The following is a 15376-nucleotide window of genomic DNA, read 5'->3' as shown; positions in this document are numbered from 1 at the left end:
GCGCCGGCCTCGCTTCGGCATGTCAGCGCAGCAGCGGCGCGGACATCAGGCCCTTGTTGTTCCAGAGATTGTTGAGGCCGCGCTGCAGCTTGATCGGGCTCTTGTCGCCGAGATTGCGCTCGAACATCTCGCCGAAATTGCCGGAGGCCTTGATCGCATTGAGCGCCCAGGAATTGTCGAGGCCGAGCTTGACGCCGAAATCGCCGGTCGCGCCGAGCAGACGCTGGATCTCGGGCGAGCTCGAGCTCGCCTTCATCTGGTCGGCATTGGCCTTGCTGATCCCCAGCTCCTCGGCGGCGATCAGCGCGTTGAGCGTCCAGGCGACGATGTCGCGGAAGCGGCTGTCGTCCTTGCGCACGACCGGGCCGATCGGCTCCATCGAGATGAGCTCGGGCAGCACGACCCAGTCATCCGGGTTCCCCAGCTTCGAGACGGCGCCGGCAAGCGCACTGAGCACGTTGGCATAAACGTCGCAGCGGCCGGAGGCGAGGTTCTTCTCGTTCTGGTCGCGGGTATTCGCGGCGACCGGCGTGAACTTCATGTTGTTCTTGCGGAAGTAGTCGGCCAGGTTCAGCTCGTAATTCGAGCCCGCCGAGACGCAGATCGAGGCGCCCTCCAGCTCCTTCGCGCTCTTCACCCCCAGCGACTTCTTCGCCAGGAAGCCCTGGCTGTCATAGAGGTAGACGCCGGGCCATTCGACGTTCAGCTCGATGTCGCGGATGAAGGTGTGGGTCGCGGTGCGGGCGAGGAGGTCAATTCCGCCCGACTGGAGCGTAGCGAAGGCCGTCTTGATCTCGAGTGGGACGTATTTGATCTTCTCGGCATCGCCCAGGACGGCAGCCGCGACGGCGCGGCAGAAATCCACCTCGAAGCCGGACCATTTCGCGTTGCTGTCGAGCGTGCTCATGCCGGTCTGGACGCCGCTGGAGACGCCGCAATTTAGGACCCCGCGGGCCGCGATGGCCTTCTGGGTCGCGCCGCTCTCGGCCGAAGCCGCCGTCGCGGCAAGCATCAGGCAGCCGGCGGCCAGCATCCAACTGTTGCGCAGATATCCAAGCATTCGGTCCTCCCCAGGATCAGTCGCGGCGCGGACGCGACCGACAAGCCGCGCCCAGTGGGATCAACGTGACATATAACATGTTAATTATCAAGTTAATCATATCGGATCGGCCCCGGCGAGCCGGCCGCCCGCCACCTCACGCGAAGAAGCAGCTCACGGTGCCGAGCGGGCCGTAATCACCGACGATGGTGTCGCCGTGCCGCGCCTCGATCGGGCGGATGAACGAGCCCGCCAGGACGACCTGCCCGGCCTCGATATGCGCGCCGTAGCTCCCCAGCCGGTTGGCGAGCCAGGCGATCCCGCGCGCCGGCTGGTTCAGAACACCGGCGCCGAGCCCGGTTTCCTCGACCTCCCCATTTCGCGAGACGATTGCGCCGACCCAGCGCAGGTCGACCTGATCCGGCCTCATGGCGCGCCCGCCGATGACGATGCCGGCATTGGCGGCATTGTCGGACACGGTATCGACGATGGTCCGGGCCTGCCTGGTCTGCGGATCGACACGCAGGATGCGCGTGTCGAGGATTTCAAGCGCCGGCGTCACGTAGTCGGTCGCGTTCAGCACGTCGAAGACCGAGACATTCGGACCCTTCAGGTCGGACTTCATGACGAAGGCGATCTCTGCCTCGATACGCGGCTGGATGAAGCGGTCCTTTGCGATGGTGCTGCCATCCTCGAAGCGCATGTCGTCGAGCAGCACGCCAGAATCGGGCGTGTCGATATTCAGCGCATATTGCATCGCCTTGGAGGTCAGGCCGATCTTCCAGCCGATCACCTTGCGGCCGGCCGCGCGCTTCTGCTCCATCCAGGCGGCCTGGATCGCATAGGCGTCGTCCAGCGTCATCCGCGGAAAACGCAGCGACAGCAGGCCGGTCTGCCGGCCCGTTCGCTCGGCCTCGTCGAGATCGCGGGCCGCGGAGCGGATATCGTCGGGCGACAGCATGGTTCAGACCTCGTCGGCAATGGTGTTGCGCAGCAGGCCGATACCCTCGGCCTCGACCTCGACGACATCGCCGGGCTTCAGCCAAAGCGGCGGATCGAAGCGCGCGCCCGCCCCCGTCGGCGTACCGGTGATCAGGATGTCGCCCGGCACCAGCGTGGTGAAGGTCGAGACATAGGCAACGATCTTCCGGAACGAGAAGATCATCCGGCTCGTCCGGTCGCTCTGGCGGACTTCGCCATTGACCCGCGTCGTCAGCGCGATATCGGCGATCTGCGCCTCCCCGGTGAAGGGCACCAGCCAGGGACCGATCGAGCCCGAGCGATCGAAATTCTTGCCCTGCGTCACGTTGAACTTGGCGTGGCGGACCCAGTCGCGGATCGTGCCTTCATTGGCCAACGTCAGGGCCGCGACATGGTCCAGAGCATCGCGCTCGGCGATGCGGCGCCCGGCCTTGCCGATCACGATCGCGATCTCACCTTCGTAATCGAGCTGCACGCTTTCCGGCGGCCGGATCAGCGGCTGCTCATGGGCGGTGAAGGAACGCAGGAAACGCGGGAACAGCGACGGATTCGGCGGCGCCTCCTGCCCATCCTTGTATTCCGCGTTGCGGTCGGGAAAATTGACCCCGACGCAGATGATCTTCTCCGGCGAGAGAGAAGGGAGGTCGAAGTCGAGGTCTTCCAGAGCATGGTCGGCACTCAACGAAGCCGCCTCCGCTTCCAGACGCGCGAAGGCGTTCGCGAGGAGAACGGCCTGCAGGTCGGGCAGAGCACTGCCGTACCGTACGGAGAGGTCGACGACGCCGTCTCCCTTGGTGATTCCGTAGCGCTGTTCGCCGCCAAGACGAAAACTGATGAATCTTGAACTCACGCGCGGCTTCCTCATCGGCTGACCAAAACGACAATCCGACGCGGCGGAAAAACCAAAATGGATGCCGCTCGCTGAGAGGCGGCGGCCGCGCCAACATTCTATTTATCATGTTAATTAATTTTAGACCACAAGAGAGGCCCTCTCGCAAGAGGTGCGTGCGTCGTTCGCGGCGGCCATTCGTCATGCGCTGAAGCTGCGTCACGAACTGCCGTGGCTCTTGGCATCAGCGACCGATACCCTGCCGAAATCCAGTAATCCGGAGGCGCCATGTTGGCCGACGATCAGGTTTGCGGGTTCAGGTGCGACGCGAGGACCTTGAGCGCGAACTGCAGGCGGTCGAGGCGGAGATTTCTGCCACCCGCGAACGCGGCCGGGCGACCATGGATATCCTGGCGCTTGAGGACGGCGTTCGGCTCGACCAGCTGATTACGGCCCGAGACCGCGTGCAGCTGGAATTGGGCGAGGCCCGAAGTGAAGAGCGCTGTCAGCAGAAGCTCGCGAAGCGGTCACGAGCGCCGGAGCCGCCAATGCCTTCACTGTCTGATGGAACACGCGACGATGCCCGTGCCGACGTGTTCGATTACATCGAGCGGTTCTACAATGCCGTTCGCAGGCACTCGACCATCGGCTACATCAGCCCGATCGAGTTCGAAAAGAAGGTGGGATTAGCCTAAACAGCTGTCCACGAAACCGGCAGCAGGCCAAACGAAGCTCAGAGGGAACAAACCGGGACAAAAATTTAATGATTTTAGCTATAGAAATGTAATGACTACAACACCAATGAGTCATCGATTTAAATGGCGCGAGCGACGGGGTTCGAACACGTAACCTCCAGAGTGACAGGTCAGAAATTCGTGCATGGCTCTAATGGTCCGTTACACATTTCCGCGTACGAACCGGCTCATAACCAGAAATGTAATGGTTCCCTTGTGGCCTTTATTTCTCGTGGAGCCGCATCGCCAAACGATCGAACACGAAGATCGTCATTGGGAATCTCGTTCGTCATCGATCAGGATGCGCTCAGCCGCTCCGTTGAGGTCATCATATTGGCCATTGCGAAGCGACCATAGGAAGGCGGCAAGACCCGCCCCGCCCAGTAGCAATGCTAATGGGACGAGGAAAACGAGGCTGCTCATTCACCCGGCTCCTGAACCAAGAGTCTTCCAGCCGGTTGCGAGCTGGCGTTGACAGGCACGAGCGCTCGTCCTGCATCGAGGCGCAAGGCATTGGCGACGACGAGGATCGAGGACAGCGACATGGCAAGCGCCGCGATCAGCGGCGTGACATAGCCGGCGATCGCGACCGGCAGGGCGAGCGCATTATAGAGGATCGCGAGCGCGAAGTTCTGCCGCACCAGCCGGCCGGCGACCCGCGCGACGGCGACAGCGACCGGTACGGCATCGAGCCCGTCATGCAGGAAGACAAAATCCGCTGCGTTGCGGCCGATATCGGCGGCCGAGGCCGGCGCCATCGAGGCATGCGCCATGGCCAGCGCCGGAGCATCGTTGAGGCCGTCGCCGACCATCAGCACCTTGCGTCCCTCGGTCGCCAGCGCGGCGAGACGCTCAACCTTCCCGGCAGGCAGCAAACCGGCTGAGACCTCGTCGATGCCAAGCCGGCCCGCGATCGGTTGCACGGCCTCCGGACGATCGCCGGAGAGCAGCACGATGGCGAGCCCACCCCCGCGCAGGGCATCGACGGCGGCACGCGCCTGCGGGCGCAAGGTCTCGGCAAAGGCGAAGCAGGCGACGAGCGCGCCATCGCGGCTCAGCACCGTGCCGTTTTCCGGCTGGCCGCCCGCTTCCGCAAGTGCCCATTCCGCCCGCCCGAGGCGATAAAGATGGCCTTCCAGCGCGGCCTCGATTCCGAGCCCAGGATGCTCCCGAACTTCGCTCGGCGCCAGCCCCGCGTCCGGCGCCGCAGCCGCGATGGCGCGCGAGAGCGGGTGGCTCGAACGCCGCGCAATGGCCGCCGCGATGGCAAGATCGTTTGCCTGGAGCGAAGTAGGATCGACAAGTTGCGGCTGGCCATAGGTCAGCGTGCCCGTCTTGTCGAAGGCGACCGTATCGATCTCGGCGATCCGCTCGATGGCGGAGCCATCCTTCACCATGATGCCGGCCTCAAACAGGCGCCGCGAGGCCACGACCTGCACGATCGGCACCGCCAGCCCCAGCGCGCAGGGGCAGGTGATGATCAGTACGGCAATCGCGATGGTGATTGCCCGGTGCCAGTCGCCGGTGGCCATCATCCAGCCGAGGAAGGCGATCAGCGCGGTCGCATGGACGACTGGCGAATAGAGCGCCGCCGCCCGGTCGGCGATGCGCCGATAACGGGCGCGGCCACCCTCCGCCGCCTCCATCAATCGGACCATCTCGGCAAGGAACGAGCTCTCGGCCTTTGCCGTTGCGCGGATCGTCAGCGGACCGGAGAGATTGAGCGTTCCGGCCTGCACCGGCATGCCCGGCGAGACGGATCGCGGCGCGCTCTCGCCGGTGGCGATGGCGCAGTCGAGCTCGGAAGCGCCCTCCTCCACGATGCCGTCGACCGGCACACGTTCGCCGGCGGTGAGCGCGGTGCGCATGCCCGGCACGACCTCCCCCAGTGGCAGATAGTTCCGACTGCCATCGGCATCGAGCACGGTCGCGCCGCGCGGCGCCAGTCGCATCAGGCCGCGCACGGCGGCCCGCGCCTTCTCATGCATCAGGTGGTCGAGCGTGCGCCCGATCAGCAGGAAGAAGATCAGCGAGGTCGCCGCGTCGAAATAGGCATGCGGCCCGTCATGGATCGTGTCGTAGAGGCTCAGGCCAAAGGCGAGGCAGATGCCGATCGAGATCGGCACGTCCATATTGGTCCGGCCGCGCCGCAGCACCGCCCAGGCGGAAGCAAAAAAGATCCGACCCGAATAGATCAGGCAGGGCAAGGCGAGCGCGGCGGAGATCCAGTGGAAGGCCTGGCGCGTCCCGGCCTCCGCCCCCGACCAGACCGAGACAGAGAGCAACATGATATTCATGGCGCAGAAGCCGGCCACCGCCAGCGCCCGGATCAGCCGGTCGCGCTCGGGGTCCTTCCCCTCCTCCTCACTCTCGAAGAGATGGCCGGGATAGCCGAGCCCGGCGAGCGCCGCCAGCAGTTCAGGCGCCACCGCCCCACGCCATTGCACGGCAACACGGCGGGTCGAGAGATTGACCCGGACCTGCGCCACGTCCGGGAGCCGAGCAAGCCCGGTCTCGACCGCAAGGATGCAGGCGGCGCAATGCAGACCGGGCACCGAAAGGTCGCTCTGCCGCAGGCCGTTTCCGAGATCGCGGCTGGCGAGGCGGATTTGCTGCCGCGCGGCAGACGGATCTGGCGCGCCGTCCAAAGGCAGCGGTGGCGCGCAGCAGCTCACCTGAGCGCCCGGTAGCTGTGCCAGGTCGCGTGGCCAAGCAGCGGGAAGACCACGATCAGCCCGAGCAACCCGGTCGCCACCGAGACGAGGAACAGGGCGAGCACGATCGCTCCCCAGGCCAGCATCACCGGCAGGTTCCGCCAGACCATCGAGATGCTGGTCCCCATCGCGGTGAAGGCATCGACCCGCTCGTCTAGCAACATCGGGATCGCGAAGGCGCTAATGGCGAAGGAGAAAGCAGCGAACAGCCCGCCGACCACGGTGCCGACCAGCAGCATAGCCCAGCCGACCGGCGTCCCGAACAGCATTGCGGTGACCTCATGCAGGCCGGGAAACGGCCGTAGGCCGAAGAACAGCGCGTAGATGATTACGGCCGCACGCATCCAGACCAGCATCAGCAGCGACAGGATCGCGCCGGTGTACCAGACCTGTCCGCCCGAGGCCGCCTTGACGAAGATCATTCGGGAGAGACTGACCGGCTCGCCGAGCTCGATCGCGCGGCTCTTCTGATAGAGCCCGATCGCCAGGAGCGGCCCCATCACCATGAAGCCGGCCAGCGCCGGAAACAGGATGTAGTCGAGCCCGAGCCGGAACAGCCCCCAGACAATGATGGCAGAGACCGCGAAGACCGCGAGCCCATAGAGCAGGCTCGGCCCCGGCTGGCGCCAGAGGTCGCGCCAGCCTGTCCCAAGCCAAGACAGGGCAGCCCCCGCTGGCAGGTTGCGCCGCCGCTGGGCGGAGAGAGGCAGCGACATCTCCTGGCCGTTCCCGATCGCAGCCATGTGCTTCCCTCCCTCAGCAGGACGGGCGGGCAGCGCGGAACCCGCCCGCCTCACCCGCCGATTTCGCATGCGGTACGCAGTCCGGCTGCGAGCCGACCGCGACATAGACCAGATGCGCGTTGGCAAGGATCAGCCCGCCCGCCAGCCCGCCCGCCAGCACGCCGGCGAGCATGAGCCAGAAAGCCCTCCGCCCTCCGCGCCGCCGTGCGCTGCCGTCGGCCGGGGCGCTCATCGCTTCGCCTCGCCCTGCGTGCCGACATAGAGCGCCAGCAGCTTGATATCGGTCGGCGAGAGCCGGCCTTCCCAGCTCGGCATATGGCCCTGCCGCCCGCCATGGATGCTGTTCACGACCGATTGCAGGTCCCCGCCATAGATCCAGTTGGCGTCTGTCAGATCCGGCGCGCCGAGATCATGCTGGCCCTTCGCGTTTTCGCCGTGGCAGGCGACGCAGTTCGCCGCAAAGACCTCCTTGCCAGCCGGGATGCGCGCCTGCTCGGCCGCATCGAGCTTCTGGCCCGAGAGCGAGCGGACATAGGAAGCGACGGCTAGCACCTGCTCGCGCTGGAGAATGCCGTCGCGGCCGAAAGCCATCATCTGCCCCGTGCGCGTATCCTTGGCCGTGCCGTTGATGCCGACACGGATCGTCTCAGCGATCGCCTCCGGACTGCCGCCCCAGAGCCAGGAGCCCGCGGCAAGATTGGGGAAGCCCGGCCCGCCCTTCCCCTGCACGCCGTGACAGACGGCGCAATTGTCCTCGAAGAGCGTGCGACCGGTGTCGCGGACATGGCGCATCAGCTGGGGATCGGCGGCGACCTCGGCGAAGGAGGCCTTGTCGAGCTTCGCTGTCCAGCTTGCCCGCTCGGCGGCGGCATCGCGCACCTGTTCGGCCACGACCTGGCGCTGGTCGATGCCGAGCAGGCCCTTGGTATAGGTCACGCCCAGAGGCCAGGCCGGCATCAGCAGCCAGTAGCCGATCGCGAACAAGGTCGTGACCGCCAGGAAGAACAGCACAACGCGCGGAATCGGCGTATCGAGCTCCTCGATGCCGTTCCACTCATGGCCGGTCGTCACCGTCCCCGTGACCGGATCGCGCGTCGCATCTGCCATCGCTCAGTCCCCCGGCCTGTCGTCCTTGTCGAAAATGCTTCTCTTGGCCCGGTCGAAGCGTTTCCGGTTCGAAGGCCACAGGGCATAGATCAGCACGCCGGCCGCCATGGCGATGAGGTAGAACAGCCCCCAGCTCTTGGCGAAACCAACCAGCGTGTGGTGATCGACGTCCATCGTCTCATTTCCCCGCCGCAGCAGCCTGCTTATGCGCAGCGTCGGTCAGGCGGCCGAGCACCTGGAGATAGGCGACAACGGCATCCATCTCGGTCAAGCGGCCGGGCTCTCCATCGAAGGCGCGCACGTTGGTCGCCTCGCCATAGCGCTCGCTGACGCCGCCGGCATAGGCGCTATCGGGACTGGCCTGGCCATAGGCGTCCGTGCTCGCATTGGCGATCATCGCGTCGGTATAGGGCACGCCGACCGCGCGCTGCGCCTGGAGATGCCGGCCGAGATCCGCGGTCTTCAGCTCATTGCGCATCAGCCAGCCATATTTCGGCATCACCGATTGCGGCACGACATCGCGCGGGTTGATCAGATGAGCGACATGCCACGCATCGGAGTATTTGCCGCCGAGCCTAGCGATATCCGGCCCCGTGCGCTTAGAGCCCCAGAGCATCGGATGGTCGTATTTCGATTCCACCGCGAGCGAGTACGGCCCGTAGCGCTCGACCTCGTCGCGCAGCGTGCGGATCATCTGGCTATGACAGGCATAGCAGCCCTCGCGGATATAGATGTTGCGCCCGGCCAGCTCGAGCGGCGTGTAGACGCGCATGTCCGGCGCCTTCTCGACGGTCTCGCCGATGGTGAAGAGCGGCGCGATCTCGACGAAACCGCCGATCGCGGAAACTCCGATGATGGCGAGCACGAAGCCGATCGCGCTGCGTTCGAGCTTGCGGTGAAAGAACTCGCGCATCGGCTCACTCCCCCGCCTGAAGGGCTGCGCCGGCGCCGCGCAGCAACGGCAGGTCGGCATCACCGGTGCTCGCCGCGGCCTGCGAGCGAGACATGCGGATCGTCATCCAAACATTGTAGGAGGCGATGACGGCGCCGAGCAGGAATAACAGCCCGCCGACCGTCCGTGCGATGTAATAGGGGCGCATCGCGACCAGACTGTCGATGAAGGAATAGGCCAGCGTGCCGCTGTCATTGTAGGTGCGCCACATCAGGCCCTGGATGATGCCCGAGTTCCACATCGCGAAGACGTAGATGACAGTCCCCGCCAGCGCGAGCCAGAAATGGACCTCGATCAGCTTGGGCGAGTACATCCGCTCGACCTTCCACATCCACGGCACCAGCGCGTAGAGCGAGCCGAAGGTGATCATCGCCACCCAGCCGAGCGCGCCGGCATGGACATGGCCGACGGTCCAGTCGGTGTAGTGCGAGAGCGAATTGACGGCCCGGATCGCCATGAACGAGCCCTCGAAGGTCGAGAGCCCGTAGAACACGGCGGCGACCATCATGAAGCGCAAGGTCGCGTCGTCACGGACCTTGCCCCAGGCGCCGTTCAGCGTCGCCAGTGCGTTGCCGGCCGAGGCCCAGGACGGCACCAGCAGCACCACCGAGAAGGTCATGCCAAGCGTCTGCACCCATTGCGGCAGCGCCGTGTAGTGCAGGTGGTGCGAGCCCGCCCACATATACATGAAAGTGATGCCCCAGAAGCTGATGATCGACAGCCTGTAGGAGAAGATCGGTCGCCCTGCCCGCTTCGGCAGGTAGTAATACATCATCCCGAGAAAGCCGGAGGTCAGGAAGAACGCGACGGCGTTATGGCCGTACCACCACTGCGTCATTGCATCCTGCACGCCGGAGAACAGCGAATAGCTCTTCACCTCGCCGAAGGAGATCGGCACCGCCAGGTTGTTGACGATATGCAGCACCGCCACGACCAAAATGAAGGCCATGTAGTACCAGTTAGCGACGTAGATATGCGGCTCCTTCCGCCGCTGCAGCGTGCGGATATAGAGCAGGAAATAGGTGACCCAGACGACGACGAGCCAGAGATCGGCATACCATTCCGGCTCGGCATATTCCTTCGACTGGGTGACGCCCATCAGGTAGCCGCTGGCCGCCAGTACGCAGAACAAGTTGTAGCCGATCAGCACGAACCATGGGCTGAATTGATCGGGCAGGCGCGCCCGCGTCGTCCGCTGCAGGACATGGAACGAGGTCGCGATCAGCGCATTGCCGCCGAAGCCGAAGATCACGCCGGAGGTATGGACCGGCCGGATGCGGCCGAAGCTCGCCCAGCCGGCATCGAAGGTGAGATCCGGCCAGGCCAGCAGCGCCGCGACCCAGACGCCGAAGAACATGCCGACCACGGCCCAGCCGAGTGAGAGCACGATGCCGACCCGAGTTGGATCGTCGTAATAGCGCGTCAGGCGCTCGTCAGACGGCTCCGGCGCGAAATATTGCGACATGACGAGGCCGAGGCAGCCGAGTCCAAACAGCATGACGATGACGCCGTGGACGCCGAACAGGTCTTCGTTACCGGCGATCGCCATGGCGAGCCCGCATAGCGCCAGGGCGGCCGAGATTCCAATTGCGCGCTGTCGCTCCGCGACAGTGAGTGCCGCAATCATCGCTCCCCCTCTTCGTAGCCAGCGCGGGCCTGCGGCCTCAGGCTTTCAAGGTCGGTATCGCACAAAAGAAGTATTTCAGATACCTAATTTGCCGATGGCAGGGTCGGACAAAATGCCGTAGTCGGCATCTGATCGTAGCGACAGTGGGCCATATCCTCCCCCTCACTGTTTCTCGATCTCCGCGAGATAGGTCCGCACCGCCCGCTCCGGCCCGTGCCAGGAGGCACTGCCCTTGCTCTGCAATTCGGGCGCGTCCTTCCAGCCCGGCTCGATTCCGGTCATGTCCGGCAGCAGGTGGGCGATGCCCTTGTGGCAGTCGATGCAGGTCTTCTCGCCCGTCGTCAGGAAGCGGCTATGGATCTCGGCGGCGCGGCGCGTCTGCTTGGTGAAGTCCATAGCGACCGAGGAATGGCAGTTCCGGCATTCCAGTGAATCATTCGCCTTCAGCCGGGCCCATTCGTGCTTGGCGAGTTCGAGCCGCAGGTTGAGGAATTTCTCGCGCGTCGAGATCGTGCCGAAGATCTTGCCCCAGACCTCCTTGGAGGCCTGCATCTTGCGGGCGATCTTGTCGGTCCAGTTATGCGGGACGTGGCAATCCGGGCAGGTCGCGCGCACGCCCGAACGATTCGAGAAATGGATCGTCGACTGCAGCTCCTGATAGACGTTGTCGCGCATCTCGTGACAGGAGGTGCAGAACTTCTCGGTGTTGGTGACCTCCAGCGCCGTATTGAAGCCGCCCCAGAACAGCACGCCGCCGACGAAGCCGCCGAGCGTCAGAACGCCAAGCGGCAGATAGGCGCTCGGCCGGCTGATGATGCGCCAGAAGCTGACGACGACGCCCCAGCACCACAGGACGAGGGATTTGAACCTGGCCATGATCCCGCCCCGCTATGGCTTCCGGCCGATGTCTTTGGCGTCCTGGAACCGGTTCGGGACCAGGGGCGCAACATCGGTCTGCTGGACATGGCAGGCGGTGCAGAAATAGCGCCGCGGCGTCACATCCGAGAGCACCTGCCCGTCGCGGTCCTGGAAATGGGTCACGCTGATCATCGGCGCGCCCGAGCCTTCCGTGAACTCGCGCTTGTGGCAGTCCATGCAGCGATTGGTGTTGAGGGTGAGCTGGTAGCCGTCGATCGCATGCGGGATCACAGGCGGCTGCTCGGGATAGTTCCGCATGCGCCTGACGTCGTCGACGATCGGGCGACCCAGCGCCGGCACGCGTTCGAGCGCCATCGGATCGGCGGTGCCCGTGAGGCGCGGCACGATCTTCACAGGCGCCCCCTCCTGCGAGACGGCGGCACCGAAGGCGAGGACGAGGCCGGCCGCGAGGGCGGCCCCGAGGAAGGTCCGCGAGCGCATCAGCCCGAGACCGGAACGATCTTGACCGCGCATTTCTTAAAATCCGTCTGCTTGGAGATGGGATCGGTGGCGTCGAGCGTCGTCTTGTTGATGAGCTGGCTGGCGTCGAACCAGGGCACGAAGACCACGCCGGGCGGCATGCGGTTGCGCCCACGCGTCTCGACGCGGGTGCGCATCTCGCCGCGCCGCGAGATCACGGTGATCTCGGCGCCCTGGTTGAGCCCGCGCTTGCGGGCGTCCTCCGGGTGCATGAAGCAGCGCGCGCCGGGAAAGGCCTTGTACAGCTCGGGCACGCGCATGGTCATCGAGCCGGAATGCCAGTGCTCCAGCACGCGGCCGGTGACGAGCCAGAGGTCGTATTCGTTGTCGGGCGATTCCGCCGGCGGCTCGTAGGGCACGGCGATGATCCGGGCCTTGCCGTCCTTGTTGCCGTAGAACTCGACGCCCTTGCCCGGCTTCACATAGGGGTCGAGCCCCTCGCGATAGCGCCAGAGCGTCTCCTTGCCGTCGACCACCGGCCAGCGCAGGCCGCGCACCTGATGGTAGAGGTCGTAAGGCCCGAGATCATGACCATGGCCGCGGCCGAAGGCGGCATATTCCTCGAACAGCCCCTTCTGCGCGTAGAAGCCGAAATGCTTGGCTTCGACATTGTCGTATTCGGGATCGATCTCGCTTGCGGCGAACTTGTCGACATTGCCGTTGCGGTAGAGCACGTCGAAGAGCGTCTTGCCCTTGTAGTTCGGGTTGGCGTCGAGGATTTCCGCCGGCCAGACCTCGTCGGTGGTGAAGCGCTTCGAGAACTCCATGAGCTGCCAGAGGTCGGAGCGCGCCTCGCCCGGCGCCTGCACCAGTTGGTGCCAGACATGGGTGCGCCGCTCGGCATTGCCGTAGGCGCCCTCCTTCTCGACCCACATTGCGGCGGGCAGGATCAGGTCGGCGGCCATTGCCGTCACCGTCGGATAGGCGTCGGAGACGACGATGAAATTGTCGGGGTTGCGATAGCCCGGATAGGCCTCGTTGGTGTTGTTCGGCGAGGCCTGCAGGTTGTTGTTGACCTGGATCCAGTAGAAATTGAGCTTGCCGTCCTTGAGCATCCGGTCCTGCTCGACGGCATGATAACCGGGCTTTTCCGGGATGACCCCGTGCGGGACGCGCCAGATCTCCTCGGCATGCTTGCGGTGCTCGGGATTGGTCACCGTCATGTCGGCCGGCAGGCGATGGGCGAAAGTACCGACCTCGCGCGCCGTGCCGCAGGCCGAGGGCTGGCCGGTGAGCGAGAACGGGCTGTTGCCCGGCTCGGAGATCTTCCCCGTCAGCAGATGCAGGTTGTAGACGAGCTGGTTCGCCCAGACGCCGCGCACATGCTGGTTGAAGCCCATCGTCCAGAACGAGGTGACCTTGCGCTTGGGGTCGGCATAGAGCTCGGCGAGCTGCTGCAGGAAGCCGGGCTCGACCCCGGTAAGGGCCGAGACCTTCTCAAGCGTGTAGTCCTTCACGAAGGCGGCATAGGCCTCGAAATCGATGGGCGTCGTCGCGGTGACATCCTCCGCCTTGCGCGCCTTGACCTCGCGCGGATCGTCGGGCCGCAGGCCGTAGCCGATCTCGGTCGCCCCCTTCACGAAGGTCGTGTGCTTGCCGACGAAATCCTTGTTCACCCGGCCGGTCGTGATGATGTGGTTGGCGATGTAGTTGAGGATCGCGAGGTCCGTGCCCGGCTTGAACACGATCGGGATGTCGGCGAGGTCGGAGCTGCGGTGGGTGTAGGTCGAGAGCACCGCGACCTTCACATGCGGCTGGCCGAGCCGGCGGTCGGTCACCCGGGTCCACAGGATCGGGTGCATCTCCGCCATGTTCGAGCCCCAGAGCACGAAGGCGTCGGCATGCTCGAAATCGTCGTAGCAGCCCATCGGCTCGTCCATGCCGAAGGTGCGCATGAAGGCGTAGGCGGCCGAAGCCATGCAGTGGCGGGCGTTAGGGTCGAGATTGTTGGAGCGGAAGCCGGCCCGCATCAATTTGGTCGCGGCGTAGCCTTCGAAGATCGTCCACTGGCCGGAGCCGAACATGCCGAGCGCGGTCGGCCCCTTGGCCTTGAGCGTCGCCTTGGCCTTGGCGGCCATGGTGTCGAAGGCCTCCGCCCAGGAGACCGGCGTGAACTCGCCGTCCTTGGCATAGACGCCGTTCTTCTTGCGCAGCAGCGGCTGGGTCAGCCGGTCGTTGCCGTACATGATCTTGGAGAGGAAATAGCCCTTGATGCAGTTGAGGCCGCGATTGACGTCGGCCTTCATGTCGCCATGGGTGGCGATGACCTTGCCTTCCTTGACGCCGACCATGACGCCGCAGCCGGTGCCGCAGAAGCGGCACGGCGCCTTCGACCATTTGATCTGCAGACTGTCAACGCCGCCGGTCACCGGCTGGGCTTCGGCCGGAACGCTCATATTGGCGGCAAGCGCGGCGACGCCGGCCGCCTGCGCCTTCAGCATCTCGCGACGGGACAGGGTCATGGGATCACTCCGGGGTCGTCGAGGGTTTCAAGGTCTTCGATCTGCTCGAACACCATGTTGGCCGAGAGCACGCCGTCGATCAGGCTGATGGCGGCCAGCCGGTCGCCGATCACGCCGGTGCTGGAGCCTTCCAGCACGATCACGATCTTGCCGTTCTCGACCCTATGAATCTCGGTCTCGGGAAGCTCTGCGATGCGGGCGAGCACAGCCTCGACCTGCGCCGGCAGGGCCGAGACGACGGCGCTCGAAATATGATGGAAGCGCGGGCGGGATCGCTCAGCCATGAGCGGCCTCCAGCGGTAGCATGCTGACAGCGACGGCCTGCGCCGGACAGGCGGCGACACAGGCACCGCAGCCGCTGCATCGGTCCGTTGCCAGTTCCGGCAAGGCCGGACCGCCGAGCCGAGCCCGGAAGCGGATCGCGCTTTCCGGGCATGCATCGCCGCAACTCTGGCAGACGATGCCGCGCTTGGCGAAGCAATCCGCGCCGATGACGGCCCGATGCTCGAAGGCCGGAATGGCCCTGTCGAAGACCGGCTCCGGGCAAGCCTCGGCACAGGCGCCGCAGAAGCTGCATTCGTTTCGCGAGAAATCGAGGGCGGGCCGCCCCGACTCGTCGAGCGCGATGATCCCCTGCGGACAGGCGGGCACGCAGGCCCCGCACCCAGTACAGGCGGCCGCGACGGAAGCCGCGCGGGCCCAGGGCGGGCGCGGCCTGTCGGGCAATGAAAGGCGCCGGCCTGTCAGGAAATTACGGCGCCCGCGATCGATGGCGGAGCGTTCCATCGCC

Annotated in this window: 16 protein-coding genes and 1 pseudogene; 1 reads left to right on the top strand and 16 read right to left on the bottom strand. The window is 65.3% G+C overall.

Annotated elements, in window-relative coordinates:
* Positions 1 to 22 precede the first annotated feature (22 nt).
* The 3 genes from WFK61_RS16030 to WFK61_RS16020 all read right to left on the bottom strand — a co-directional run bounded on the left by WFK61_RS16030 (position 23) and on the right by WFK61_RS16020 (position 2885).
* Positions 23 to 1060 carry an amino acid ABC transporter substrate-binding protein gene (locus WFK61_RS16030; RefSeq protein ID WP_336813082.1) on the bottom strand — a complete coding sequence of 346 codons (1038 nt, stop codon included), beginning with the start codon at positions 1058 to 1060 and terminating at the stop codon, positions 23 to 25.
* A gap of 136 nt (positions 1061 to 1196) precedes the next feature.
* Positions 1197 to 2000, bottom strand: a complete 804-nt coding sequence (hpaH, locus tag WFK61_RS16025) for a 2-oxo-hept-4-ene-1,7-dioate hydratase (RefSeq protein ID WP_336813081.1) — start codon at positions 1998 to 2000, stop codon at positions 1197 to 1199.
* A 3-nt stretch (positions 2001 to 2003) separates the two neighbouring features.
* Entirely contained in the window at positions 2004 to 2885 is an 882-nt protein-coding gene (locus WFK61_RS16020; RefSeq protein ID WP_336813080.1) for a fumarylacetoacetate hydrolase family protein, read from the bottom strand.
* Between the two features lie 533 nt (positions 2886 to 3418).
* Here WFK61_RS16020 and WFK61_RS16015 point away from each other — a divergent pair.
* A pseudogene (locus tag WFK61_RS16015) lies at positions 3419 to 3544 on the top strand (IS3 family transposase); the annotation flags it as partial.
* A gap of 309 nt (positions 3545 to 3853) precedes the next feature.
* On the opposite strand, the gene ccoS reads toward WFK61_RS16015, so the two are convergent.
* The 13 genes from ccoS to napF all read right to left on the bottom strand — a co-directional run bounded on the left by ccoS (position 3854) and on the right by napF (position 15372).
* The gene (gene ccoS, locus WFK61_RS16010) at positions 3854 to 4006 is read right to left on the bottom strand and encodes a cbb3-type cytochrome oxidase assembly protein CcoS (protein ID WP_336813079.1); all 153 of its coding nucleotides are present in this window, start codon (positions 4004 to 4006) and stop codon (positions 3854 to 3856) included.
* Positions 4003 to 6258 (bottom strand): heavy metal translocating P-type ATPase, encoded by a 2256-nt coding sequence (locus tag WFK61_RS16005; RefSeq protein WP_336813078.1) that lies wholly within the window; start codon positions 6256 to 6258, stop codon positions 4003 to 4005. Before WFK61_RS16005 ends, ccoS begins: the two co-directional genes overlap by 4 nt.
* Positions 6255 to 7040, bottom strand: a complete 786-nt coding sequence (locus tag WFK61_RS16000) for a DUF2189 domain-containing protein (RefSeq protein WP_336813077.1) — start codon at positions 7038 to 7040, stop codon at positions 6255 to 6257. Before WFK61_RS16000 ends, WFK61_RS16005 begins: the two co-directional genes overlap by 4 nt.
* Before the next feature lie 13 nt (positions 7041 to 7053).
* Positions 7054 to 7272 carry a hypothetical protein gene (locus WFK61_RS15995; RefSeq protein ID WP_336813211.1) on the bottom strand — a complete coding sequence of 73 codons (219 nt, stop codon included), beginning with the start codon at positions 7270 to 7272 and terminating at the stop codon, positions 7054 to 7056.
* Positions 7269 to 8147, bottom strand: a complete 879-nt coding sequence (gene ccoP, locus WFK61_RS15990; RefSeq protein ID WP_336813076.1) for a cytochrome-c oxidase, cbb3-type subunit III — start codon at positions 8145 to 8147, stop codon at positions 7269 to 7271. The genes WFK61_RS15995 and ccoP overlap by 4 nt, the downstream gene beginning before the upstream one ends.
* Before the next feature lie 3 nt (positions 8148 to 8150).
* Positions 8151 to 8321 (bottom strand): cbb3-type cytochrome c oxidase subunit 3, encoded by a 171-nt coding sequence (locus WFK61_RS15985; RefSeq protein WP_336813075.1) that lies wholly within the window; start codon positions 8319 to 8321, stop codon positions 8151 to 8153.
* A 4-nt stretch (positions 8322 to 8325) separates the two neighbouring features.
* Positions 8326 to 9060 (bottom strand): cytochrome-c oxidase, cbb3-type subunit II, encoded by a 735-nt coding sequence (gene ccoO, locus WFK61_RS15980; RefSeq protein WP_336813074.1) that lies wholly within the window; start codon positions 9058 to 9060, stop codon positions 8326 to 8328.
* A gap of 4 nt (positions 9061 to 9064) precedes the next feature.
* Positions 9065 to 10726, bottom strand: coding sequence for a cytochrome-c oxidase, cbb3-type subunit I (gene ccoN / locus WFK61_RS15975; RefSeq protein ID WP_336813073.1), 1662 nt, complete (start codon positions 10724 to 10726; stop codon positions 9065 to 9067).
* 162 nt (positions 10727 to 10888) lie between these two features.
* On the bottom strand, positions 10889 to 11602 hold the full coding sequence (locus tag WFK61_RS15970) for a cytochrome c3 family protein (protein ID WP_336813072.1): 714 nt from the start codon (positions 11600 to 11602) through the stop codon (positions 10889 to 10891).
* A 12-nt stretch (positions 11603 to 11614) separates the two neighbouring features.
* The gene (locus WFK61_RS15965; RefSeq protein WP_173048778.1) at positions 11615 to 12118 is read right to left on the bottom strand and encodes a nitrate reductase cytochrome c-type subunit; all 504 of its coding nucleotides are present in this window, start codon (positions 12116 to 12118) and stop codon (positions 11615 to 11617) included.
* The gene (napA, locus tag WFK61_RS15960) at positions 12085 to 14586 is read right to left on the bottom strand and encodes a periplasmic nitrate reductase subunit alpha (RefSeq protein WP_336813071.1); all 2502 of its coding nucleotides are present in this window, start codon (positions 14584 to 14586) and stop codon (positions 12085 to 12087) included. The genes WFK61_RS15965 and napA overlap by 34 nt, the downstream gene beginning before the upstream one ends.
* Complete coding sequence (locus WFK61_RS15955) at positions 14583 to 14870, bottom strand: chaperone NapD (protein WP_336813070.1); 288 nt, start codon at positions 14868 to 14870, stop codon at positions 14583 to 14585. Before WFK61_RS15955 ends, napA begins: the two co-directional genes overlap by 4 nt.
* Positions 14863 to 15372 (bottom strand): ferredoxin-type protein NapF, encoded by a 510-nt coding sequence (gene napF, locus WFK61_RS15950; protein WP_336813069.1) that lies wholly within the window; start codon positions 15370 to 15372, stop codon positions 14863 to 14865. The genes WFK61_RS15955 and napF overlap by 8 nt, the downstream gene beginning before the upstream one ends.
* Between the last annotated feature and the right edge of the window lie 4 nt (positions 15373 to 15376).

It is taken from the genome of Allobosea sp. MMO-172 (assembly GCF_037147855.1).
In the GTDB taxonomy this organism is placed as follows: domain Bacteria; phylum Pseudomonadota; class Alphaproteobacteria; order Rhizobiales; family Beijerinckiaceae; genus Allobosea.
Note: the sequence above shows the minus strand (reverse complement) of the source record. Positions and strands in the feature narration are given on the sequence as shown.